Below are 22546 nucleotides of genomic sequence, written 5' to 3' on the forward strand. Positions count from 1 at the left end.
TGCACAGAAGACCGAGAGTTCAATTTCATGACTGACAGCGTCGCCGGCATCTCCGGCATGATCATCGAAAAACTGCTCGCCAACCCGAAAGTTCCGCGGGACATCAATGGCAACAGCAAGATCGTCGAAGATCTGGCTTTCGATAGCCTCGCTGTCATGAATTTCGTCATGGAGATTGAAGACGAGCTGGACGTCTCTGTCCCGCTCGACAAACTGGCCGATATCCGGACCATTAACGATCTGGCAGCATGCCTGCACACTCTCAAGGCCAGCCAAGCGTGATCGATATCTTTGCCAAACATGCCGCACTTCGCGCTGCTTATGAAGGATTGACGGCGGTCTCGCCCCGTAATCCTTTTGAAGTCGTGATTGAACGGCCGCTTTCGGCAACCGTAGGGTTGATCGAAGGACGGGAGACACTCCTGTTCGGCACGAACAACTATCTTGGTCTTAGCCAGTCTTCGCGCGCGGCTGAGGCTGCCATTGAAACTGCCCGTACCATGGGTGTTGGCACGACAGGTTCCCGAATTGCCAATGGCACGTTCGGCTTACATCAGCGGCTTGAACAGCGCCTTGCGTCTTTCTTTGGCCGCAAGCATTGCATGGTGTTCTCGACCGGATATCAGGCCAATCTGGGAACGATCTCCGCGCTTGTGAACAAGGACGACGTCCTGCTTCTCGATGCCGACAGCCATGCAAGCATTTATGATGGCGCAAAGCTGTCCGGCGCGCAGGTCATCCGGTTCCGCCACAATGATCCGGTCGATCTGGAAAAGCGTCTTGCACGCCTGAAAGACCATCCGGGCGCGAAGCTGATCATTGCCGAAGGCATCTATTCCATGACGGGGAATGTCGCCCCGCTGGACAAGTTCGTGGACATCAAGACGCGTTACGGCGCTTACCTGATGGCAGATGAGGCGCACTCTTTCGGCGTCCTAGGCGAGCATGGCCGGGGTGTTGCAGAAATGCAGGGATGTGAAGACGGGATCGACTTCATTGTCGGCACGTTCTCCAAGTCTCTGGGCACGGTTGGTGGCTACTGCATCACGGACCATGACGGCGTAGATCTGATGCGCCTGTGCTCACGCCCTTACATGTTCACAGCATCCCTCCCTCCGGAAATTATTGCTGCAACCCTTGCGGCTCTGGACGACATGGAAGCGCATCCGGAACTGCGCGTGAAGTTGCAAGAAAATGCCGCCCGCCTTCACGCAGGCTTAAAGGCTGCCGGACTCCAGACAGGTGAACATATTTCTCCGGTCGTGGCTGTGACGCTTGAGACCATTCCGCAGGCCGTTGGCTTTTGGAATGCCCTGTTGGAAAACGGCGTATACGTAAACCTGTCGCTACCGCCAGCAACGCCTGACAACCGCCCCCTTCTGCGGTGCTCCGTCATGGCGGCACACAGCGCTGAGGAAATTGACAAAGCCGCAGCCGTTTTCAAGGCTGTAGCAGAACACTTCCAAGCCTGAAATTGCTCATCCAGGCATAAAAAAAGGACCTCTTCGGAGGTCCTTTTTTGTGTCTCAGTTTTGCGTCTGAGACTGCTTTCTTAAACGCTGCATCCGTTTCAGAAGAATAGGCAGAAATATGAGTGGGTGCTTTCTTTCCGCCTCGGAGAGGTTGAGATCCAATCCTGTATGGCGGTGAATTTTCCAGGCAAGATACGATGCGCCGTTTTCAAAAGTAAAAGCTGCCTTTACCAAGCGTACCACATTCCGAGGTTTCCCTGTCTGTCCGACCAGGGCCCATCGTCGAGCCGCACGCTTACGAGCGGAGAAAGACAAAACGGGTTCCAGCCTGTTACCAGTAGCCGAGTAACGCAAATGAGCCCGCGCCCATCCCAGCGGAAGCATCGCAGCAAACCGCTCTTCCTGACCAGCGATCAGACTGTGCCCTCGCCCCTTCTTTTCAACCCGTAGTTCAGAGGCATATGTCCGCGCGAAAAGAGATTGCCAGTATTCAACAGCCGTCATGCCCGGCTGCCCCAGAAGAGCCGCCCAGCAAGACGCCGTCGTCACGCATCGGGCAATCAGATCAAGCAGCGTATCAGCTGCCTTGGCGTTCCGCACCCAGATGAGCCTGACAGGCTGACAAAACCTGGCCCACAAAGTCGTATCTAGTGTGCCGAGCGTTGTCCGCTCTTTAAACTGCTGTTGTGACAGAACGGCGATCTTGGCACGTAAAGTGCGCTGTCCGGCCTTAAACTCCGCATAACGCACATTGGGCGGTAACAGAAGATTGCCCGTTCGCGAGATTAATCCGCCTGTAAAGCCGGAGGCATCTTCCGTGACAATATAGAAATCGAGAATGCCTTCGAAGTCTTCCGTCCTCAGGACAGAGCCGTAAAACAGAACGCCAAGAGGCACCTGCGGGCAAGCCAATGCCAAAGCGTCCGCAAAAGCCACGACATCCGGATAAACCGGGGTCGTCAGTTCCCCGATCAGGAACTTTTCAAGCGCGTCAGGCATGGAGAAAACGGAATGCCGGTCCGCGCTCAAGGCGGATCTGCTCATGCTCGGACGGAGTAAAAACCTCTCCATCCAGAACGAAATCGCTTTTCGTCGTCAGCATCATGTCATCCGTCCGACCACTGACATAGTCCGGATGGCGACGCAGCCAGCGGGGTGCACGACCACACAGAAGTGCAGCAGTTGCGCGTGAGAGATTTTCCGGATGAGCGCCGACATCAAGGTAGCGAAGCCCCTCGACATTCGGTTCTGCATCCCAGAAAGGCCAGATCCCGCGTGAAAGTTTGGACAGGCCAGTCGTTAGGAGCATGAAGCTGTTTCCATCATAGGCATGACCGGACGTTTCAACCCTGAGAGGCTCACCCTCGAGCCAGCTTTCCCGGCTTTTACGAAACATGAGACTGACAACGGTACTCAGCAGCGTAAAGCCAACAGCCAGATCATGGGGAGCGAAACGTACCACTGTCGGGGAATGCGCAATCCTGACGGCCCGTGCATACCCTGTACAGCCGCCAAAAAGCCCCAGAACCGGAACACGATCTGTCTGCGGCCACGATAACCGGATCGGCGTACGGATACTGGAGCGCATGGCGGCCCCTTGCTGAAGGCGCTGGATCGCCTCCATCCCGCGCAGCCCGAACCCGACATCATTGGCGATCAGGTTGGTATTCCCGGAAGCCAGAACAGCAATATCCGGCAAGCGGTCTGCAGGATAGGCGCGAGCGATCGCTGTCAGCACTGTACTGACAGTGCCATCTCCACCATCAATCACGATCGTCCGCACATCCCTTTCGCAAAGATGGCGAACATGTTCCGTCATGCCCTCCCGACTGTCTGACGGAACAAAATTTTCGCCCAGAAGAGTCTTGGCTTCCGCAGCAAAGGCGGAGCCGCCGCGCCTGTTCTTGCGGCTGCGAGCATTATGGATAAGAGCAAATCGCACTATGAGGGAATTCTTCGTGTTATGTTCGGAGCTATGCGGGCGGGTCTAGCACGGCTATGATGCTTCCACCAGAATATGGGTATTCCCTTCTGGTGGAAAGACTGACTAAGGCCACGTTTCTCAAATGTCCCATACACGTCCCGCAGAAACACGCAGTCCGCGGAACACGCGTGCCGTCACGCTGGCCCATCTGTCAGACCCTCATCTTCCACCACCACCCGTGCATTGGCTTCAGGCTCTCAACAAGCGGGCTCTGAGCCTTCTGTCCTGGAAAAAGCACCGACGCCATGTGCATCTGGCTGCAACCTGCTCGGCCATCGTGGAAGACATTGCCAGAAATGATGTGGATGCCATTCTGGTCAGTGGCGACCTAACGAATTTTGGAACACCCGATGAATTTGCCCTCGCTGCGAACTGGCTGAAGCAGCTTCCGGCAACCGCCATGGTCATTCCTGGAAATCATGATTGCATGATTCGCCAGCCAGCCGAAAAAGGCCTCCTTCAATGGAAGTCGTGGTCTGCCGCGTCGTACCCCTACGCCCGCACTCAGAATGGGGTAGCCGTTATCGGCGTGAATTCAGGCGTGCCGACGCCGCCTTTCATGGCCTATGGCCGGGTTGGCCGCAGACAGCTTGCACGGCTTGAAATTCTCCTGACCGAACTTGGAAATGCGGGGTTATGCCGCGTGGTCATGATTCATCATCCCCCAAGACGCGGCTTGGTAACCTGGCGGAAATCGCTGCACGACTACAGAGCGTTTGCGCAGGTTCTGAAGCGGACGGGAGCGGAAATCGTTCTGCACGGACATTCTCATGATGCGACCCTGACCCATATTCCCGGAACAGATATTCCCCTACTCGGCGTAGCGTCAGCCTCCCTCACTGACAAACGCGAACATCGTCAGGCCTGCTGGAATCACCTTGTTATTCATCCGCAAGGTGATGGCTGGGCCATTGGCATGTCACGCCGTAAGCCAGATGGCCAGATTACGGAAAAGGCATCCTGGGTACGCCCCCGGAACAGCCAGGCATGAAGCAGCGCGCAACCATTCTGGACCGGTATCTTTTGACACAGATGATACCGCCGTTCATCATTGCCCTCGTTGCTATGCTGGTCGCTCTTCTGCTGGAACGGCTGCTGGTTCTGTTTGATTATCTGGCTTCCGCGGGCAGTTCTCTGGCAACCTGCATCAAGCTGCTGACAGACCTCCTTCCGCATTACTTTGGAATTGCGATCCCCGCCGCGCTCTGCATTTCGGTTTTTCTCACCATTCGTGGAATGAGTGATCATAACGAAATTGATGCACTTGAGGCCGGGCGTGTTTCTCTTCTGCGGATCAGTCGGCCCTTCATGTTCGTAGGTCTGGCGCTTGGAGCTGCCAGCGTCCTGCTTTATGGGTATATCCAACCTGTTGCCCGCTATGATTATCGGGCAGGCTTCTATTTTGCCGCTCATACGGGATGGGCGCCCCACCTTCAGGCTGGCATGTTCGCATCGACATCCAGCACGGCTGTCATGACAGCCGATAATGTGAGCCATGCTGGCACAAGGATGAAGCGGATCTTCATTCGGGAAGTTAACAAAAACGGTATTGCTCACATCATCACAGCAAAAACAGGCGAACTGACCATTTCCAACAAGCTTCAAAGCACTCAGCTTGATTTATGGAATGGGGAAATCGTTGATGATCCCTTCCCCAACAGCGGAAATTTCAAACCTACAGTTACGCATTTTTCCCATGTCGTTCGCATCATTGATCGCCCGACGCAGGAAAACTCCTTCCGCTCCCGAGGCGCGGACGAACGCGAACTGACCCTCTTTGAACTGGCGCATGATCTGCGATACGGCGTACCCGGCATCGAATATCGCACACTTCGTGCAGAAATGGATTTCCGTGTTGCGCACGCTCTGGCCATTCCTTTCATCCCGCCTCTGGCAGTAGCGCTGGCCATTGGCTCAAGGCGACGCAGATCGGTCTGGGGACTGATCGCTGTGTCCGCCATTCTCGTTGGATTCGATCAAACCCTGATGTTCGGCCATAGTCTGGCAGCTACAGGGCGTCTTCCGATCTGGCTGGCCATCTGGGTACCTCTGGCCCTTTTCTGTATCGCGTGTCCCGCCACACTTCTTCGCCGTTCGCGCGGGTCGTGGAGGCGTCGCAAGCTGGTTCGTCCCTCATGACTGCACATGCTCCACAACATGTGCTGTACCGATATCTGAACCGCTCCTTGCTGGGCCGTTTCATGCTATGCGGTGCAGTCCTTGTTTCCCTGCTCGAAATTCTGGCACTCCTTGAAAAAACGACGCTCATTCTGAACCGGAATCTGGGCTTTCGTGGTATCCTCACATTTGCGTTCCTGCATCTTCCTGCACTGAGTGTAGAGATTATGCCGCTGGCTTTCATGGTCGGGGCGCTGTTTCTACTCATGCAGATGACGCTCTCGTCGGAAATGGCCGCACTTCGCGCATCCGGCCTCTCGACCGTAGGTCTGTACCAGCGGCTTTTACCAGCCGTTCTGATTGTCGGATTCACAGCGACAACCCTTCAGTACTGGGTTGTTCCTCCCTGCGAAAATGCTCTTGCGACGTGGTGGAACAAAACCGATCCGGATGCAGCAAAACCAGATGCACCGACAAAACGCCTTCTCTGGTTTCGCGCGGGACCGACCCTTGTGCGCATCGGACAGTATGCGCACGGAGGATCGTTCCTGCGGGACGTCACGATTTATCACCGGGATGCGACAGGTCTTCTGACCGGCACAGAGCATGCGGCCACCCTCTCTTACGATGGTCAGTTCTGGCACCCTACAGGGGCGCAGGATCTGACGCTGACGGATAATGGTGCGTTTGTAAAAGTAACGGGAGGCGACAATCGCTTCGATATCCCGGCTACCCCCGGAATGATCATGACCCTCTCCGAAGACAATGCTGCTGTTACCCCAGCGCAGATCGGAGCTATTCTTCATAAGGGCGCGCCTGCCAGTCTGCCGCGTGCGACCTATCGTATGGCCCTGTTCAGCGGGATTATTCTTCCTCTTCAGATTGCAGTAATGCTTCTATTGGCGCTGCCAGTGATCTATATCCCTCCACGGGCAGGACTTCGAAATCCACTTCCGGTCTATGTACTGGCGGCCGGGATGGGTTTTGTAATCCTGCAAGGAATGATTTCCGCACTCGGAAACGCCGGGACGCTTGCCGCGCCACTGGCGGCCAGTGCGGGACCGCTGCTGGGCGCCCTCCTCGGGTTGACCTGGATTCTGCGGCTGGAGGGAAAATGAGCACGTCCAAACCCTGGCATAACATGTCGTCCCTGCGCACAGGTCGCAGTTTTGATCTTGGCAAGATGTCGCTACCCCAGTTGTGGATTGCCTATCTCACCTACCCGACGATCCTGCTATATTTTGCGCTGATCCTTGCAGCCGCTTTCGGCGCCCTGCATTTCTCGCACAGTCTCTGGAAGACACTGATCCCTGTACCAGTCGTCATCGCCGTGTATCCTCTGGCCTGGTACATGATCCATCGCTACATCCTCCATGGACGCTGGCTGTACAGGAACCACTGGACCGCGGCGCTGTGGAAGCGTATCCATTTCGATCATCATCAGGACCCGCATCTTCTGGATGTGCTGTTCGGCTCACCGCTCAACACGGTTCCGACAATGGCGATCATCACCATGCCAATCGGGTATCTCATCAGCGGCTGGAGCGGTGCGTTCTGTGCTCTCTCCACAGCGCTGGTCATGACGTGCATTTACGAGTTCTTCCACTGCATCCAGCACCTGGCCTACAAGCCACGCTGGAAGTGGGTGGCGCATATCAAGCAGCTTCATGTCCTGCATCATTTCCACGATGAAGACGGCAATTACGGCATTACGAACTATGTGCCAGACCGTCTTTTCGGCAGCTTCTATCGTGAATCTCGTGATCGCGCCCGCAGCCAGCACGTCTTCAACCTCGGCTATGATATTGAAGAAGCCAAGCGTTACCCTTGGGTGATGGATCTCACGGGATCTCCGCCGAAGGACCGCCCAGACGGCGCTCGCCCTGTCTCTGATCGCAGTCGCACGGCGTGACTCTTCCGGTTCTGGTTCTTGCCGGTTCCCGTGATGGTGAACGGGACGTTCTCGCCCAGCTCGGAAAAGTGTCTCACAAAGCGCTTCTCCCCATTGCTGGAGAGCCCATGCTTGGGCGTGTTCTCAGAGCACTCGCACTCACGCCGGATCTCGGCTCGATTACCATCAGCATTGAAGCACCCGACCGCATCCGTGACATTGCTGGTACGGCTGAGATTCTGAAAGCCGCCGCTTCCCCCAGTGAGAGTGTTGCTGAGGCGTTAGACCGCATCGGTACCCCCTGCCTTGTCACCACGGCAGACCATGCGCTGCTGCGGCCCGAATGGATCACTGAATTTCTTGGAAAAACTCAGGACTGCGATCTGGCCGTCGGCGTTGCGCTCAAAGAGACAGTCGAACGTGATGTTCCCAATACGAAGCGTACCTATATCCGACTGTCGGATATGAGCTTTTCGGGGTGCAATCTTTTCTGGATGGGAACACCACGCGCCGAAGCCGTCGTAGAACTCTGGAAGCGATTGCAGAAAGACCGTAAACGCCCACTAAAAATGGCACGGACACTTGGGTTCGGAACCCTTCTTCGTGCCCTCTTGGGCCGTCTGGATTCCAAAGCACTCTGTCAGCGTATCGAAACTCTGACAGGCGCACGCGTCCATCTTGTACCCTTGTCGAACGGTCAGGCCGCCGTGGATGTCGACAAGCCAGCCGATCTGATTCTGGCCGAAGAGCTTCTGGCACAGCGATCCTCATGAAAATTGCCTACGTTATCAATTCTCTGGAATGTGGAGGGGCGCAGCTTCCCATCCCTGACATCATCTCCGTTCTCCAAAGTCGGGGCGGCGAAGTCACGGTGTTCAGCCTTGAGAAGCGTGACGGTCTTGCTATCCCCGTTCTGGAGAAGCAGGGTATCAGGGTCCACGTCCGCTCCGGCGGCAAGAAAGACCATCTGGCAGCATGGCGCTGGCTGCGCGCTGAAATGGATGCTTTCCAGCCCGATCTGATCTGGACGTCCCTGACGCGCGCAACCCTTCTGGGCCAACGGGCAGCCAACAGGCTGGACGTCCCTGCCGTTCACTGGCAACACTCCGCCCGCCTAAAGAAGGCCAACAGCATTCTGCTGCGCCTGTTATGTCGGAAAGCCGCCCTCTGGGTTGCGGACTCTCCTACGGTTGAAAGCTTCTCTCGCAAATGTCTTGGCCTGCGAAGCAAGGTCATGGCCTGGCCCATCTTCCGGGCGGACCCCGCCAGCCCGAAAGCCGCAGCATGGAAGAAGGGAAAAATCATCCGGATCGGGAGTCTTGGTCGACTCCATGCCGTCAAAGGGTATGACCTACTGTTCGAGGCGCTGGATCTTCTCCGCGATCATCCGGATCTACCGCCTTATCGGGTCGTACTGGCAGGTGATGGTCCTGAACGAGACTCCCTTGAGAAGGTCGTACAGGACAAGAAACTACCAGTCGATTTCCTCGGCCACTGTGAAGACCCTTTCAGCTTTCTTCCAACCCTGCATCTCTATGTTCAGCCCTCTCATTGGGAGGGCATGTGCGTGGCCGCCCATGAAGCAATGACCTGCGGATTGCCTGTAATTGCTACTCCGGCTGGTGAGATCCCTCATACAATGGAGGACGGGCACTCCGGCTTGGTGGTTCCCTTCAACAATGCCCCTGTTCTGGCCAGCGCTATTGCAGAACTCATCATGCAGCCGAAGAAACTGCATACCATGGGCACTTTGTCCCGCAAGCTAGTGCTGGACCGCTTTGGCCCAGACGCCTTCCTACGACAAGGTAATGCGGTTCTGGACCGGCTGCCAGGCTTCAGCCCAGCCCCAGACGACGCTTCACGTTCATAAGGTCCCGCTTGGGACCAAACCCCACACGCTTCACGTCGACAAGAGTCACCTGCCCTGCGGCAGACAGCGTATGAAAACCATCCGGGAAGCGACGACGGAGCACGGCAGGCGCATCCAGAACTGCGTCGGGCGTAACCTTTGGTAATCCGCGTTCCAGTCCTTCGATCTTTAAAAGACGGATACCACGACCGTATGTGCTGCGGCAGTCCTGCGTTGGAAGGAAAATTTCTCCATCGACCACGATGGGGGTGCCGCCCGGGCGCGCGCCTGCTCTATCATTCAGGAAAAGACCCAATGAGGTCCACGGCCCCACAAGGTCATCAGCCACCGAAAGATACAGCGTGGACTGACGCTCTTCCCGCGTACCGGCAGGCGTCCAGAACATCCACCAGCGTCCGGCATGGTAAAAAGGCGTCGCGTCGATGGCCGCTTCGGGGAAATCGAACGCCTCGACCTTTTCCCACCCTAAGGGAAATTGTGTCGCCCGATAGAGAGTCAATCGACCGGACGCACTGGCTTCCGGCAGCAGATACGTCTCTCCCTCATGCTCGAACACATAGGGATAAGAAAGATGCCAATCTTCGCGCAGGACTTCCTCACGCTCGATCAGCCGTCCGGTGCTGTCATAGACCAGGACCTCAATAACGCCTTTCGGGCTGCGATAATCATAGGCTTCCGCAAAAACATGCAGCCTTCCACCACGCCATAATCCAAACGGATCTGCGAGAAACCGGTGATCTCCAATGTCTGGTAGCGTTGTAACCTCAAATCCGTTCAGGCTTCCTGCCCGGATCAGATCGGCCAGAGGAGCGTGGATGATGGCACAACGCCAGTGGTCCGTGCGCAGAAACGGCATGCCGACTCTCCTTGAACATACAAACAGGGAAAAACGAGAACAGGGGCAGACGTAAAGCGCAGATCGGGGCAATATGGAACCATGAGTTCGGTTCTTTCCGAGATGACACCCGGTTTTCCAGAAAGGCAACTCGCCATAAGGCGGGCTGTTCTGGGACTTTGCCGTACCATGGGCTGGGCCGCGATCAATGAATTTTCCCTTCCGTCCGCAGGGCGTCGGGCGGACGTCATGGCGCTTCTGCCGGATCACAGCCTGACCTGTATCGAGATCAAATCCGGCATTCGTGATTTCCAGACGGACCAGAAATGGTCCGACTATCGAAGCTGGTCGGACAGACTGTTCTTTGCCGTGGATGACGACTTTCCGCTGCACATCCTGCCGGAAGACGTCGGCATCATCACGGTCAGCCTCAGCATGGTTCCGGACAGCATGTTCCACAGCATCGTGGCAGAATGCGCTGTTATCCGGGAACCCGCGGAGCACAAGCTTGCTGCGGCCCGCCGAAGGACAATACTGCACCTGTTTGCAACGACAGCCGCCAGCCGCCTGATGTCTCTTGAAGACCCCGCCCTTACTGCCTCCCTGCGTGCCGCGCGCCGCACAGAATAGGACATGCCCCAATGAGTTTCGATCCTGTCGCCGTACGTCTTGAAGCTGCTCGCAGCGTTGTTCGCGACGCTGCCGCACTAGCCCTCTCGATGCGTCCGGCTCCCGGTGGACCAACGGGTACTTTGAAAGGACGGCAGGACTACCTGACGGAGGCTGATGGGGCCGTTGAAGCTCTTGTCAGCAAACGCATTCAGGATCTTTTCCCGGAAGATGGTTTTCAGGGCGAGGAAGGTGGCGTTACGCGTCAAGGCCAATTCCGTTGGGTTGTGGACCCGATTGACGGAACGTCCAACTTCGCGCGTGGCCGTGACCGGTGGTGCGTTTCACTGGGGCTTCTCAAGGGAGACGAACCCGTTGCAGGCATTATCGAAGCGCCTGCGCTCGGTGAAGTTTTCACAGCACAGAAAGGCAAGGGCGCCTTCCTGAACGGTAAGCCTATCAAGGCCTCCCCCATCAGCAACCCTCAAGAAGCGATGATTGAAATGGGATGGTCCAGCCGCGTCTCAACCGAACTTTTCGGCGAGAAGATCGGCGCGATCATGGCCCTTGGCGCCATGCCACGCTCAGGAGGTTCCGGCGCTCTGGCTCTTACAGACGTCGCCTGTGGCCGCAGTGACGGGTATCTGGAAATCGTGATCCAACTCTGGGATGTCGCGGCAGCTCTCATCATTTTGGAAGAAGCAGGCGCGGCTGTTTCCCCCTTCCTCCAGGCTGGAGGCCTGACAGGCGGAGCTACTATTCTTGCGGCCGCTCCCGGGATTGCCAAAGTGCTCTCAGATGCGGTTCAGGTGGAAATCTGACCCCTCCTCCATTCCCTATTCGTGATTTGGCCGTATTTCCCGCATAGTGCGGGAAGACTTCAATTTTGCCGTTAGCAGAAGGTAAGCTTTATGACCCTGTCCGGTCTCCTGCGTTCGACCGTTCTTGCCGCCACAGGGTGTGCAACGCTCGCGGCGTGCTCTGGTACGTCTACCACCACAGCCAGCGAACAACAGATCGTTGTCGACAAGGCGACAATCGCCCTTCAGGACCTGTTTGCAAAAACCACGTCAACCTCCCGGTCCCAGCAATTACTCGCTCAGGCCAAAGCTGTGATGGTGTGCCCCTCCGTGCTGAATATGTCTTTCGGGCTCGGCGGTTCGGGTGGTCGTTGCGTTCTCATGAGCCGGGATGCGCGTGGTTCGTGGTCTGATCCGGCATTCTATCGTCTGAGCTCAGGCTCGCTCGGCATCCAGGCCGGTGTGCAAAGTTCCGAAATGATCTTCTTCATCATGTCGCAACGTGGGATTCAGGCCCTGCTGGACAGCCAGTTCAAGTTTGATGCAACGGCTTCCGCTTCGTTCGCAACCATCGGAACCGGTGCTGAAAGCAGCACGGCAGGCGCCAAAAATACGGATATCTACGCCGCCCAGAAAGCACAGGGCCTTTATGCAGGGCTTTCTCTTGGCGGCTCGAAGCTGACAGTGGATAGTGGTGCAAACCGGGCGTATTACAACCAGACAGTCGGGCCCGAAGACATTATCATCACCATGCGCGTAAACAATCCATCGGCAGATCCGCTCCGCCGTATGCTGATGAATGTCGCCAAGCTGCCAACCGCTTCGACGGCTCACGCTACAGCCGCCACAGCTCCGGCTTCACAGAGTGCCACAACAGACGTTGATCCCGTAAGCAGCAGCCCATATCCGAGCAACTACGATACGTCGCGCCCTTACAGCACACAGACGCGCGGCGTACAGAGCTCGTCTCTCGCGCCCGTGCACTAAAAACGGAAAACCCCGCCTTCCTTGGAAAGCGGGGTTTCTCGCCTCATTGAGGTGAAGCGGTTTTTGATCGATAAGCCCTTATATTCTGATCCTGCTCCTGCAGGGTCTCCGCAAAATTATGCCCGCCCTCACCTGTGGCGACAAAATAAAGGGCCTTGCTCTCCGCTGGATGTGCAGCAGCTTCCAGAGATGTGATCCCAGGCGAGCAGATTGGCCCCGGCGGCAGCCCAGCCTCAAGATAGGTATTATATGGCCCCGGCGTTTGCAGATCTTCATGCAAAAGCGGACGATCCAGCGTTCCAAGCCCGTCACTCAGGCCATAAATCACACTTGGGTCCGTCTGAAGACGCATTCCGAGTTTGAGGCGGTTTAAAAAAACCCGCGCCACCATCGGTCGCTCTGACGGTACACCCGTCTCCCGCTCGATCAGGGAGGCCAGCGTCAGAAGCTCCTGTGGGCTCTGAATCAGGCCATCCAGCGCTTCCACATCCCGTTTTTCCCAGCTTGCCTGAAGCTGCTTGTCCATCATGCGGCACAGACGGTCCACGATGGCCTGCCGGGGTGTTCCCCAGACATAAGCAATCGTCTGGGGCAGAACTGTTCCTTCGGGGATCTCAGGAACATCACCCGTCAGCACGGGGGCCTTACGGATGATGTCCTCAATCTTCTTGGCCGTTAGACCTTCAGGAACCGTCAAGGGATGAGAGACGGGCTTACCATGGCGAAGAATTTCAAGGACATGCGCGACAGAAACACGGGAGGGAAACTGGAACTCAGACGCATGAATCTGACCGTCACGGTGGGTCAGAAAGGCCGAAATACGGAAGAATGCGCCAGAAGCCCATGTTGGTGACAGGATACCGTCTGCCTGAAGTGCCTTCGTAACCGTGGCGTTATTGCCATGAGGAATCACGAACGCTTTGGTTTCAGGAAGAGGGCCGGGGTCAGTGTAATGCCCATATCCGGCTACCGCTGCTGCGATACAGAGCAGCGGAACCATGAAGATTGCCAGCTTGCGACCAGCCTTGGGGGGAAGAAGTGGTGTTTTGTTCTCTTCGCCGTCCGGCTGGCTGTCAGGCATAGACCAATGGAACTCCGCTCAGCCCTCGCAGCGCTTCAGGATGATGCTGGCATTCGTGCCACCAAACCCAAAGCTGTTGGACAGAGCCACGTCGACCTTGCGCTTCTGAGCCTTGAGAGCCACACGATCAATAACGCTCTCGCGTGCCGGGTTCTCAAGGTTCAGCGTGGGAGGCACAATGCCATCACGGATGGCCTGAAGGCAGAAGATCGCTTCCACGGCCCCTGCGGCACCCAGAAGATGACCAATGGCAGACTTCGTGGAGGACATGGCAATGTTCTTGGCGTGATCGCCGAAGAAACGCTCAACCGCATCCAGTTCCAGATCGTCAGCCATGGTGGACGTGCCATGGGCGTTGACGTAGTCGATGTCCGACACCTGCAGGCCGCTGTTCTTCAGCGCAGCCTTCATGGCGCGGAATGCACCCTCGTGGCCTTCAGCCGGGGCTGTGATGTGATGGGCATCACCGGACAGGCCATAGCCGCCGATTTCACCATAAATCTTGGCACCACGAGCCTTGGCATGCTCGTACTCTTCCAGAACGACAACACCGGCACCCTCACCCATGATGAAGCCGTCACGGTCCTTGTCCCACGGGCGAGAAGCCTTGGTCGGGTCATCGTTGGACCCCGTGGAAAGCGCACGGGCCGAGCAGAAACCAGCAATGCCCAGAGCGCAGATGGCTGCCTCAGCACCGCCAGCGATCATAACGTCTGCATCACCATGCTGGATCAGACGGGACGCATCACCAATGGCATGTACGCCTGTTGCGCAGGCTGTAACGACGGCATGGTTCGGTCCCTTGAACCCGTAACGGATCGAAAGGTGACCGGAAATGAGATTGATAAGGGCAGATGGAATGAAGAACGGTGACAGACGACGGGCCTTGCCGCTCGAAACTGTCAGAGAACCTTCATAAATTGTTTGCAGACCGCCAATGCCGGAGCCGATCATCACGCCTGTAGCGCATCGATCATCTTCCGTCTCAGGCTTCCAACCCGAGTCTTCAACGGCCTGGATGGCAGCGGCCAGACCAAGATGGATGAAGCGATCCATTTTCTTCTGGTCTTTGACCGGCACCCAGTCAGACAGCGTGAGACCGCCTTCTTCAGTCGGTCCCTCAGGAACCTGACCAGCGACCTGCGCAGGGAGTTCGGAAGGATCAAAATGGGTGATACGCCCGATACCGGACTGCCCTTCGATCAGACGCTTCCACGTCAGTTCCGCACCCACCGCAAGTGGGCTGACAACACCGATACCGGTAACGACGACGCGTCTTCCGTTGTTTGCATTCCCGCTCATCGATGCCTCATGTCTCACGTTGTAAACGACCAGTACGTCGCAGCCTCAAGGCTACTTCGTTTATCCGCCCCTACTGTGGAGGGCGGGATGGGACCAGCCTGAAGCCAGTCCCGAAAGCGCCTCAGGCAGCCTTCTGCTTTTCGATGTAGTCAATCGCATCCTTGACGGTGGCGATCTTCTCAGCTGCATCTTCCGGGATTTCGACGGAGAAAGCTTCTTCGAAAGCCATGACCAGCTCGACCGTGTCGAGGCTGTCTGCGCCCAGATCGTCAATGAAAGACGCATCCGGCGTGACCTTGCTTTCTTCAACGCCGAGGTGCTCGACAACGATCTTCTTTACCTTGTCAGCAATATCGCTCATCTGTTCGTTCCTTTTGCCCGTGCCGGGCGTTACAAAAAACTCGTTTTGCCGTCTGCCAGTCCGGCAAGCCCTTTCGAGCCTTCCAGCGCAGGCCACCTCTCCTTCCGGAAAGGCGTTGCCACCGGCCGAACCGGACATCGGCCTTCGTCAGACCGGGCAAAGCAGCGCGCGATTAGCACGCTTTGACCTGAAACGCCAAGCGTCTCAGACCATGGCCATGCCACCGTTGACGTGCAGGGTCGTCCCGGTGACCCATGCAGCCTCGTCAGAAGCCAGATACACCACTGCCGCAGCGACGTCATCCGGGTTTCCCATCCGACCGAGCGGAATGGAGCCCACCAGCTTCTCGCGAATACCTTCGGACAGTACATCCGTCATCGGCGTTTCAATGAAACCAGGAGCCACGACATTGACCGTCACACCGCGCGGACCAGCTTCCTGCGCCAGAGACTTGCTCATGCCGACGATACCAGCCTTTGCAGCCGCATAGTTGGCCTGACCGGCGTTCCCTGTCGTTCCAACAACGGATGCGATGGAAATGATACGACCGGCACGACGGCGCAGCATACCCTTAAGAGCCGCACGAGCCAGCCGGAACGGGCTTTCCAGATCCACCGTCATGACCTGCGACCAGTCACTATCCTTCATACGGATGGCAAGCGTGTCGCGCGTCAGACCGGCATTATTCACCAGAATGTCCAACGGTGCCCCGGCCACTTCCTCAGCCTTGGCAACGAGACCATCAGCTTCGGACGCCTCTGACAGATTGGCAACCGCAATATGCGTGCGCTCACCAAGGCTATCTGCCAGTTCCTTCAGAGCTGCTTCACGCGTGCCACTGAGAACAACCGTTGCACCAAGAGCGTGAAGCTGACGGGCGATAGCTGCACCGATACCGCCAGATGCGCCGGTGACGAGAGCGGTCTTGCCAGAAAGAGAAAACATGGGTCGTTGTCCTTACAGAGCCTTGAGCAGAGCTTCGATTTCAGCAGGGGTACCAGCATTGTCTGTTGCCAGATCCGGCGCAATACGACGAGCCAGACCGCAGAGAACCTTGCCTGAACCCAGCTCGTGCATAGTCGTCACGCCCATGGCGGCGATGGCCTGCACGCTCTCGCGCCAGCGAACAGTCCCCGTCACCTGCTTGACGAGCAGATCACGGATTGCCTCTGGGTCGTTCACCTTGGCAGCCGTGACGTTGGCAATCACTGGCACTTTAGGAGCATTCAATGTCGCCTTGGCGAGAGCCTCTTCCATTTCACGAGCGGCCGGAGCCATCAGCGAAGAATGGAACGGCGCGGAGACTGGAAGCTTCACAGCGCGTTTAATTCCACGCTCTTTTGCCAGAGAAATCGCGCGATCGACTGCGTCCATATGGCCGGAGACTACGATCTGGCCACCACCATTGTCATTGGCGATCTCAAGGATCTGCCCCTGAGCGGCATCATCGCAGATTGACTGGGCCTGCTCGGCTTCGACACCCAGCAGAGCAGCCATGCCGCCCTCACCAGCCGGAACCGCACGCTGCATGGCCTGACCGCGCAAACGCAGAAGACGTGCACCTTCCGCAATCCCCAACGTTCTGGCAGCCGCAAGTGCGGAATATTCTCCAAGTGAGTGACCCGCTACCAGCGCCGCCTTGTCCGTCAGGGCAAAACCCCCTTCGGATTCCAGAGCGCGAACAGCAGCCAAAGAAACGGCGAACAGAGCTGGCTGCGTATTCTCCGTCCGGGTCAGTTCGTCAGCGTCGCCGGTGAACATGAGCTTGGAAAGGTTCTGGCCCAGAGCGTCATCAACTTCCTGAAAGACGGCGCGAGACGAGGCAAAGGCATCATGCAGGGCCTGCCCCATTCCAACTGACTGGCTGCCCTGACCGGGAAAGACAAAAGCGTGAACGGACATGGAGCCCCCTGCTGGCATGAAAAACAGGCTCAGGGTGATGCTGTTTCATGCGCGTTCTGTCAAATCCTGCGTTATCTGTCCGGCGTGAACGTCAGATACGCGTCTCCCGGAATTCTGACGCGAACCTGAGCAAAAGGCTTGCTGGAGCGGAAAATCGTGTCTTCCGGATAATCCTGCGGACGCAACAGGACTGTCATGGGTTCTTTCCCCTCGTTGTTAGCCAGCATAGTCACATGACCGCCCGTCACGGCCTCAAAACGCGCGCCGGGGGCAAGGTCAATCTTGAGCCGATGCGCATCAGGCATGAACCAGGACAGAATCACGCCTGTCAGATCCCGAATGCAGGCATTGATTTGCGTCAGCCAGTGGCGTGCCTGAACGCCTGTAAACCTATCCCCCTGCGGCACTTCCACGCGAAGAGACAGTTCTGTCCGAACATTATGACCAATCGACTCTGTCTGAAGAATTGGAGGATTTTCTGCTGCCAATTGGGTGGCACGCGGGAAGTGCATCTCCCGGTCTGTTCCGAAAAATAGTGGAATATCACCCTGCCTGCTGTGGATGACGAGCCGCGCTTTTGACGGAAGCTCGTGATCCGGCAGCAACTCACCTGTGAAATGAAGCGATATTCCCTCACGCGCCGCAGCCGGAAATTTCTCGAAGCGTTCATAAAAATGCGCGACATCTTTGTAGGTCGCCACGCGAACAACAGGTTTCCCCGAGACGGTCACATGCTCATCAGCAGCGTAAACAGCATACACCGGGAGACAGAAGAAAGCAGTTACAAGACCGACTGTCCGAAAGATGCTGATCATCATACCCATTCATGACAAATGATGTCTTATCCAATCTTCTGCAAGACAATCAGAACCTGCGGCAATCGTACAGGATTATCCAGATACTCGATCATGCGGAAAAGACCGCCCCATGTCTTCAGGACATAATTCCGGGGAATAATGGCTTCGCCGTAATGGGCCTGAAAATGTGGGGGCTTTGCAGAAGAGGCATGCAAAAACCGACCGGCCTCGAAATCCGAATTGGCACGGGCTTCGTCAACGAAACTGTCCGCACAGGCTTCGTGCCAGGGATGTTCCAGCCGCATCCCAGACGCCCGACGCAGGCGCTGCTCTGCGCAGAACGCCAGAAACCGCCGACTTTGCGTTGTCATGACAACCAGTCCACCAGGTTTTAGGAGACGGTGAAACTCCTGTATCCACTGGCCAGATAAAAACTCGTCCAGATGGGAAAAGGTGGACCAGGACGTCACCAGATCCAGACTTTCAGACACCATCGGAAGTGGAGGCACTGGCCCCGCCTGAAGAAAGCCCAAAGCTGGATTGGCACGACGCGCGGCCATGAGAAAACGATCCGTATTTTCCACACTCACAAGAGACTGTGGGCGAACATCCTTCATGAACAGACGCGCCGTACGCCCCCAACCGCACCCGAAATCCAGCAGAACTGTCTCAGGCCGAACAGGCCGACCAGCATAGGCACAGTAAGCCTTGATTTCCCTATAGAAAACATGGGCTTCATGGATGGAGACTTCCCCATGATGGCCATGAATTTCACGTTGAGTATCGTCTGGGGGAAAGTCGGGCATCCGAACACCACAAACCTCCCGTGTTGAAACGGAAGCCGTCAGAACATGCAGCCATTCTTCATCGCTGAGACTGTGAAATGCCTCAAAAACCGCATCCGTCCTGTCGGAATGAGTCATTCTTCTACCGTTACACCATGTCAGTAACGATTAATTAACGTATCTTCTCCAACAAGAGAACCGGCCGAGGACGCTTTCCGGGGGCGCTCGCTTACCTCGATCCGTCCAGAAATCCTTTTCACATGAACTGGATATGGCTTTTGAACCCCAGCAAAGCCGCATCCCGAAGGTTATATTGGGCATTCGGATGAATGTAATATTCGAAGAGCGGCGTGAAAATAACACCCCTCACAACATGAATTGCATAGTTAAATTCCATCACGACCGTGTCCCTCTGCACTCCGGTTGCATGATTGGGGAGTGTCCCTCCCTTCCGAATGAGAGCTGCTTCGGTCCGGCTGACACCGGACGCAATCTTCGTATAAGTCAGGGAAAAGCCCAGCGTATCGTAAGGACGGGACGCAAAGAAACCGCGATTGATAAGCGCCCCGTAAACCAGATAGCGCCGTAGCGACGTATGGGGATCATTGTAAATGAGACCGGCCATTCCAGTCAGGCCAGACCCTTTGGCCTTATAGTGAAGAAACTGCTGATCCAGCATGACCCATGTCGACCAGGAAGCACTCCGCTTCTTCTGCGCCAGCCCCGTAACTGCATAAGATCCACCATACAGATCGTAATAATTATCGACCTGTGGCGTACTAAAAAGCTGAGCACCAAATTTGTAATGCCCAGGCAGTTTCCCCTGTCCGAATACAGGTTCCCAAGCAGTTTCGAGCGGGGCCGCATAACCAATGATATTGGCGCCGTTGAATTTAAAGCCGGTCCGATGCTGATAAACTTGATAAATGCCGTTTTCGATCGGATACACGCCCGTCTGTACATAAACGGAACGCACAGGCCTCCCGCGTACACGAAAACCCCATGTCGCTGCCGGATAACCGGCATCAAAATTGGTATCGGTAATGCCCTTGGGGCGGCCGCAGAAACTTCCGTTCTGAAAATTACAGAACAGCGGACTGGCAGCAAAATCCGAGATTTCCGACATTCGCCCGGCCGCTATGGCAAGTCGACCGCCGTAAAGCGTCTCTTCGCCATACATATAAACAAGATGCACAACGACATTGCCGCCTCCGCCGTAATCTTCGGAAGCATGATTAAGCCAGTCACCGAACATACGGTTCGCGGTGCTGCCGTAACGCCCAACCGTAATCATATGCGTGGCAAATCCACGAAGACCCGCAAGCTTTTCCCAATTAATGTCGAACTGCATTGCATACTGCCCTGCATTGCTCGCACCTTGCTTGTAATTCTCAAAACCACGAGTGCTGCCTTGCGTCGGCCTGGTAATGGCTCCCGCAAATTCATTGGTATTGTCGACGAGGAAATTGATCCCTCTCTTGCGCAGCCAATCTGATAGCGGATTGGAAACAATAGTTTCCGGATGGGAAAACTCTGGCACACTGGTTTTGCGGGAGGCATTTTTCGGTAAAGGCGTCGATAGAAGAAGGCTCGGAGCAGAACCCACATCCCGATCCATCACCTGCCCCGACGCCACACCTGAGACGAAAAGGCTTCCAAAAAAAGAAAAACCGACAATACGGAGAAAATTTTCAACGAGCACACCAAAGCGCAAGCTTTTCATCCCCCAGCCCAATACAACACAATCATTGCATCACAAATTCTTGCAACCAATACTACAGGAAATCACCCCATAGCCGCAGAAGTACCATGGCAAATTTTCAGGATAAGAAAATTTTATTTTTGACAGCTATCGCGGAATTGACTTTTAGAATGATAATTCACGAAGAATATAAAATTAATTTTAAATATTATTCCACAAACAAATCAAAGTATATATTTTCCATATTAAATAATCACCGCGTTCAAAATCGTTATCGATAAAATTTTAATTATGTACGGAATGTAATATCAGCGTCATGCGAAACACATTTTTGTGGTTATTTCCGAAAACGTGTCTTTTTTTGTGGAAAATCAAAGACAGGCGGCAGAAGAAGTTTATCGTTCATGTGAACCACATGTTGTGGCACGTGAAGAGAGAGGAAATTTCTGCATGTCTCTTTCTGGTAAAATTGCCGCTGTAACCGGGGCGGCTCAGGGTATTGGCAAAGCTATTGCGCTCCGTCTGGCCCGTGAAGGCGCAGACATCATTCTGCTTGACGTCAAGCAGGAAACCGTTGAGCAGGCTGCAAAAGAAGTGGAAGCTCTTGGCCGCCGCGCCATTGCTTTGACTGCGGACATCAGTAACCGCGATGCATTTCAGGCCACCCTGAAAGATGCCGCCGATCAGCTTGGCGGCCTCGACATCATGGTAAACAACGCTGGCATCTGTCAGGTGAAGCCCATTCTGGACGTGACGCCGGAAGAAGTTGAGAAGATCTTCCGCATCAATGTGCAAGGCGTTATCTGGGGCATTCAGGCCTCGGCCAAGATCTTCCAGGCCAGTGGCAAAAAGGGCAAGATCATTAATGCCTGCTCCATTGCAGGACATGAAGGCTTCCCTCTCCTCGGTATTTATTCTTCCACAAAATTTGCCGTTCGAGCTCTGACGCAGTCAGCAGCCAAGGAACTGGCATCTTCTGGCATTACCGTGAACTCCTATTGCCCGGGCATCGTCGGAACGGACATGTGGGTCGAGATCGACAAGCGCATGTCTGAAATCACGGGTGCCGAGATCGGCGCAACGTACAAAAAGTACGTCGAAGGCATTGCTCTCGGCCGCGTTGAGACCGCCGATGACGTTGCAGGCTTCGTCGCGTTCCTGTCCGGCAAGGACTCCGATTATATTACCGGTCAGTCCATTCTGATCGATGGCGGCCTCGTTTACCGCTGATCCAGGACCATAAAAAAGGGCCGGATGTTCTCCGGCCCTTTTTTATTTCAGGCATCCCGCGGAATTAGGCGACCGCGCTGCCAAGCCTCGGCGGCTTCATCCGGGTCCTGCCCTTCCACCCCAATCATGTAATCCAACGCGCTCATGACCTTGTTGCCGAGCATCATTTCGGAAAGCTCGTCCAGCAGGTCCGTGTCCGCTTTGCGGGCTACGTCTTCACGCAGGATCATGCGGGCGGACATCTCCCCGCCCAACAACTGACCCGGATCTTCAACTAGTGTCAGCAAAGACGCATGGAACACGGCATGAGGCTGCGTGGCCACGACAAGCGGCGCTTCCCCTTCAGACTGTGCTTTTTCCAGTCGGGCGATCAGAGCCGCTTCCCCGACCACTTCCATCGGAAGAGCGGACAGCGCGGGAAGCTGCTTCAGGGCTTTTTCCAGAGCCTCGCGACTGTCATCGGCAACAATAACCCGATCGACGTCAGCGGAGGTCAGGGTATTAACCGGACCAAGAGCTTTCAGTGCAGCAAAGGAAATCTGTGGCTGGTACAGGTCTCCGATAACGCGGGAACCAGGCCCGGAGAATTTTTCGTCTCGCGGGAACCAGGCAGAGACCAGAAGATCGACTTCTCCCTGTTCCAGCGCGTCTTCAATATCTTCCGGATCAAGATCGACAAATTCGACCTCCACCTCATGCGCTTCGAGAACACGCGCGACCGCACTGGCGCACCCGGCATGAAGCGAGGTGTACAGATGGCCGATCGTCATTTGCGTCATGAGGCAGGTCCGTCAGTCAAAAAGTTGAAACGTGAGACCGT

General features: G+C 55.8%; 24 protein-coding genes. 12 read left to right on the forward strand and 12 right to left on the reverse strand.

What is annotated here, in order from left to right; translation table 11 throughout:
• Nucleotides 1-27 precede the first annotated feature (27 nt).
• Together AC3B6F_RS11475 and spt are read left to right on the forward strand one after the other, a co-directional pair.
• Nucleotides 28-282: an acyl carrier protein gene (locus AC3B6F_RS11475; RefSeq protein ID WP_007282203.1), complete on the forward strand. Its 255-nt coding sequence runs from the start codon at nt 28-30 to the stop codon at nt 280-282.
• The gene (gene spt / locus AC3B6F_RS11480) at nt 279-1472 is read left to right on the forward strand and encodes a serine palmitoyltransferase (protein ID WP_489824452.1); all 1194 of its coding nucleotides are present in this window, start codon (nt 279-281) and stop codon (nt 1470-1472) included. The genes AC3B6F_RS11475 and spt overlap by 4 nt, the downstream gene beginning before the upstream one ends.
• A gap of 54 nt (nt 1473-1526) precedes the next feature.
• Here spt and AC3B6F_RS11485 read toward each other — a convergent pair whose 3' ends face one another.
• Together AC3B6F_RS11485 and AC3B6F_RS11490 are read right to left on the reverse strand one after the other, a co-directional pair.
• Nucleotides 1527-2471, reverse strand: a complete 945-nt coding sequence (locus AC3B6F_RS11485) for a hypothetical protein (RefSeq protein ID WP_489824453.1) — start codon at nt 2469-2471, stop codon at nt 1527-1529.
• A complete protein-coding gene (locus AC3B6F_RS11490; RefSeq protein WP_489824454.1) occupies nt 2464-3414 on the reverse strand; it encodes a diacylglycerol/lipid kinase family protein in 951 nt (316 codons plus the stop codon). Before AC3B6F_RS11490 ends, AC3B6F_RS11485 begins: the two co-directional genes overlap by 8 nt.
• Before the next feature lie 124 nt (nt 3415-3538).
• Here AC3B6F_RS11490 and AC3B6F_RS11495 point away from each other — a divergent pair, with 124 nt between their 5' ends.
• From AC3B6F_RS11495 to AC3B6F_RS11520, 6 genes are read left to right on the forward strand one after another with little or no spacing between them, the layout of a single operon-like run.
• Nucleotides 3539-4447, forward strand: a complete 909-nt coding sequence (locus AC3B6F_RS11495) for a metallophosphoesterase family protein (protein WP_489824455.1) — start codon at nt 3539-3541, stop codon at nt 4445-4447.
• Nucleotides 4444-5595 (forward strand): LptF/LptG family permease, encoded by a 1152-nt coding sequence (locus AC3B6F_RS11500; RefSeq protein ID WP_489824456.1) that lies wholly within the window; start codon nt 4444-4446, stop codon nt 5593-5595. The genes AC3B6F_RS11495 and AC3B6F_RS11500 overlap by 4 nt, the downstream gene beginning before the upstream one ends.
• Entirely contained in the window at nt 5592-6692 is a 1101-nt protein-coding gene (locus tag AC3B6F_RS11505; RefSeq protein ID WP_034881260.1) for an LptF/LptG family permease, read from the forward strand. Before AC3B6F_RS11500 ends, AC3B6F_RS11505 begins: the two co-directional genes overlap by 4 nt.
• Nucleotides 6689-7486, forward strand: a complete 798-nt coding sequence (locus AC3B6F_RS11510) for a sterol desaturase family protein (RefSeq protein WP_489824457.1) — start codon at nt 6689-6691, stop codon at nt 7484-7486. Before AC3B6F_RS11505 ends, AC3B6F_RS11510 begins: the two co-directional genes overlap by 4 nt.
• Nucleotides 7483-8238, forward strand: coding sequence for an NTP transferase domain-containing protein (locus AC3B6F_RS11515; RefSeq protein WP_489824458.1), 756 nt, complete (start codon nt 7483-7485; stop codon nt 8236-8238). The genes AC3B6F_RS11510 and AC3B6F_RS11515 overlap by 4 nt, the downstream gene beginning before the upstream one ends.
• The gene (locus AC3B6F_RS11520) at nt 8235-9335 is read left to right on the forward strand and encodes a glycosyltransferase (RefSeq protein WP_489824459.1); all 1101 of its coding nucleotides are present in this window, start codon (nt 8235-8237) and stop codon (nt 9333-9335) included. Before AC3B6F_RS11515 ends, AC3B6F_RS11520 begins: the two co-directional genes overlap by 4 nt.
• On the opposite strand, the gene AC3B6F_RS11525 is transcribed toward AC3B6F_RS11520, so the two are convergent.
• Nucleotides 9301-10191, reverse strand: coding sequence for a glucosamine inositolphosphorylceramide transferase family protein (locus AC3B6F_RS11525; RefSeq protein ID WP_489824460.1), 891 nt, complete (start codon nt 10189-10191; stop codon nt 9301-9303). The two genes, AC3B6F_RS11520 and AC3B6F_RS11525, sit on opposite strands and share 35 nt — an antisense overlap.
• Before the next feature lie 81 nt (nt 10192-10272).
• On the opposite strand from AC3B6F_RS11525, the gene AC3B6F_RS11530 reads away from it, so the two are divergent.
• From AC3B6F_RS11530 to AC3B6F_RS11540, 3 genes are all read left to right on the forward strand, one after another.
• Nucleotides 10273-10800, forward strand: a complete 528-nt coding sequence (locus AC3B6F_RS11530) for an MmcB family DNA repair protein (protein WP_489824461.1) — start codon at nt 10273-10275, stop codon at nt 10798-10800.
• An 11-nt stretch (nt 10801-10811) separates the two neighbouring features.
• Nucleotides 10812-11600, forward strand: a complete 789-nt coding sequence (locus tag AC3B6F_RS11535) for an inositol monophosphatase family protein (protein ID WP_489824462.1) — start codon at nt 10812-10814, stop codon at nt 11598-11600.
• Nucleotides 11601-11690: 90 nt separating this feature from the next.
• Nucleotides 11691-12566, forward strand: coding sequence for a lipid-binding SYLF domain-containing protein (locus AC3B6F_RS11540; RefSeq protein WP_010502517.1), 876 nt, complete (start codon nt 11691-11693; stop codon nt 12564-12566).
• A 43-nt stretch (nt 12567-12609) separates the two neighbouring features.
• On the opposite strand, the gene mltG is transcribed toward AC3B6F_RS11540, so the two are convergent.
• The 8 genes from mltG to AC3B6F_RS11580 form a co-directional block, all read right to left on the reverse strand.
• On the reverse strand, nt 12610-13647 hold the full coding sequence (gene mltG / locus AC3B6F_RS11545; RefSeq protein WP_489824463.1) for an endolytic transglycosylase MltG: 1038 nt from the start codon (nt 13645-13647) through the stop codon (nt 12610-12612).
• An 18-nt stretch (nt 13648-13665) separates the two neighbouring features.
• Nucleotides 13666-14949 carry a beta-ketoacyl-ACP synthase II gene (gene fabF, locus AC3B6F_RS11550; protein ID WP_010502513.1) on the reverse strand — a complete coding sequence of 428 codons (1284 nt, stop codon included), beginning with the start codon at nt 14947-14949 and terminating at the stop codon, nt 13666-13668.
• Between the two features lie 121 nt (nt 14950-15070).
• Nucleotides 15071-15310 carry an acyl carrier protein gene (locus AC3B6F_RS11555; protein WP_010502512.1) on the reverse strand — a complete coding sequence of 80 codons (240 nt, stop codon included), beginning with the start codon at nt 15308-15310 and terminating at the stop codon, nt 15071-15073.
• A 204-nt stretch (nt 15311-15514) separates the two neighbouring features.
• Nucleotides 15515-16255 (reverse strand): 3-oxoacyl-[acyl-carrier-protein] reductase, encoded by a 741-nt coding sequence (gene fabG / locus AC3B6F_RS11560; RefSeq protein WP_062025018.1) that lies wholly within the window; start codon nt 16253-16255, stop codon nt 15515-15517.
• Nucleotides 16256-16267: 12 nt separating this feature from the next.
• Nucleotides 16268-17212, reverse strand: a complete 945-nt coding sequence (fabD, locus tag AC3B6F_RS11565) for an ACP S-malonyltransferase (RefSeq protein ID WP_489824464.1) — start codon at nt 17210-17212, stop codon at nt 16268-16270.
• Between the two features lie 71 nt (nt 17213-17283).
• A complete protein-coding gene (locus AC3B6F_RS11570) occupies nt 17284-18030 on the reverse strand; it encodes a hypothetical protein (protein WP_489824465.1) in 747 nt (248 codons plus the stop codon).
• A 23-nt stretch (nt 18031-18053) separates the two neighbouring features.
• The gene (locus tag AC3B6F_RS11575; RefSeq protein ID WP_023945484.1) at nt 18054-18932 is read right to left on the reverse strand and encodes a class I SAM-dependent methyltransferase; all 879 of its coding nucleotides are present in this window, start codon (nt 18930-18932) and stop codon (nt 18054-18056) included.
• A gap of 118 nt (nt 18933-19050) precedes the next feature.
• Nucleotides 19051-20517 (reverse strand): carbohydrate porin, encoded by a 1467-nt coding sequence (locus AC3B6F_RS11580; RefSeq protein ID WP_489824466.1) that lies wholly within the window; start codon nt 20515-20517, stop codon nt 19051-19053.
• Nucleotides 20518-20946: 429 nt separating this feature from the next.
• Here AC3B6F_RS11580 and AC3B6F_RS11585 point away from each other — a divergent pair, with 429 nt between their 5' ends.
• Nucleotides 20947-21726, forward strand: a complete 780-nt coding sequence (locus AC3B6F_RS11585) for an acetoin reductase (RefSeq protein ID WP_489824467.1) — start codon at nt 20947-20949, stop codon at nt 21724-21726.
• Nucleotides 21727-21773: 47 nt separating this feature from the next.
• Here AC3B6F_RS11585 and AC3B6F_RS11590 read toward each other — a convergent pair whose 3' ends face one another.
• Nucleotides 21774-22505 carry a glycine betaine ABC transporter substrate-binding protein gene (locus tag AC3B6F_RS11590; RefSeq protein ID WP_062502383.1) on the reverse strand — a complete coding sequence of 244 codons (732 nt, stop codon included), beginning with the start codon at nt 22503-22505 and terminating at the stop codon, nt 21774-21776.
• Nucleotides 22506-22546: the final 41 nt, after the last annotated feature.

This window comes from Gluconobacter sp. ESL1110, assembly GCF_058107395.1.

Coding starts and splice junctions, on each gene's coding strand:
- AC3B6F_RS11475 (WP_007282203.1), top strand. CDS start 28: ATGACTGACAGCGTCGCCGGCATCTCCGGCATGATCATCGAAAAACTG.
- AC3B6F_RS11485 (WP_489824453.1), bottom strand. CDS start 2,471: ATGCCTGACGCGCTTGAAAAGTTCCTGATCGGGGAACTGACGACCCCG.
- AC3B6F_RS11495 (WP_489824455.1), top strand. CDS start 3,539: ATGTCCCATACACGTCCCGCAGAAACACGCAGTCCGCGGAACACGCGT.
- AC3B6F_RS11500 (WP_489824456.1), top strand. CDS start 4,444: ATGAAGCAGCGCGCAACCATTCTGGACCGGTATCTTTTGACACAGATG.
- AC3B6F_RS11505 (WP_034881260.1), top strand. CDS start 5,592: ATGACTGCACATGCTCCACAACATGTGCTGTACCGATATCTGAACCGC.
- AC3B6F_RS11510 (WP_489824457.1), top strand. CDS start 6,689: ATGAGCACGTCCAAACCCTGGCATAACATGTCGTCCCTGCGCACAGGT.
- AC3B6F_RS11520 (WP_489824459.1), top strand. CDS start 8,235: ATGAAAATTGCCTACGTTATCAATTCTCTGGAATGTGGAGGGGCGCAG.
- AC3B6F_RS11525 (WP_489824460.1), bottom strand. CDS start 10,191: ATGCCGTTTCTGCGCACGGACCACTGGCGTTGTGCCATCATCCACGCT.
- AC3B6F_RS11530 (WP_489824461.1), top strand. CDS start 10,273: ATGAGTTCGGTTCTTTCCGAGATGACACCCGGTTTTCCAGAAAGGCAA.
- AC3B6F_RS11535 (WP_489824462.1), top strand. CDS start 10,812: ATGAGTTTCGATCCTGTCGCCGTACGTCTTGAAGCTGCTCGCAGCGTT.
- AC3B6F_RS11540 (WP_010502517.1), top strand. CDS start 11,691: ATGACCCTGTCCGGTCTCCTGCGTTCGACCGTTCTTGCCGCCACAGGG.
- mltG (WP_489824463.1), bottom strand. CDS start 13,647: ATGCCTGACAGCCAGCCGGACGGCGAAGAGAACAAAACACCACTTCTT.
- fabF (WP_010502513.1), bottom strand. CDS start 14,949: ATGAGCGGGAATGCAAACAACGGAAGACGCGTCGTCGTTACCGGTATC.
- AC3B6F_RS11555 (WP_010502512.1), bottom strand. CDS start 15,310: ATGAGCGATATTGCTGACAAGGTAAAGAAGATCGTTGTCGAGCACCTC.
- fabG (WP_062025018.1), bottom strand. CDS start 16,255: ATGTTTTCTCTTTCTGGCAAGACCGCTCTCGTCACCGGCGCATCTGGC.
- fabD (WP_489824464.1), bottom strand. CDS start 17,212: ATGTCCGTTCACGCTTTTGTCTTTCCCGGTCAGGGCAGCCAGTCAGTT.
- AC3B6F_RS11570 (WP_489824465.1), bottom strand. CDS start 18,030: ATGATGATCAGCATCTTTCGGACAGTCGGTCTTGTAACTGCTTTCTTC.
- AC3B6F_RS11575 (WP_023945484.1), bottom strand. CDS start 18,932: ATGACTCATTCCGACAGGACGGATGCGGTTTTTGAGGCATTTCACAGT.
- AC3B6F_RS11580 (WP_489824466.1), bottom strand. CDS start 20,517: ATGAAAAGCTTGCGCTTTGGTGTGCTCGTTGAAAATTTTCTCCGTATT.
- AC3B6F_RS11585 (WP_489824467.1), top strand. CDS start 20,947: ATGTCTCTTTCTGGTAAAATTGCCGCTGTAACCGGGGCGGCTCAGGGT.
- AC3B6F_RS11590 (WP_062502383.1), bottom strand. CDS start 22,505: ATGACGCAAATGACGATCGGCCATCTGTACACCTCGCTTCATGCCGGG.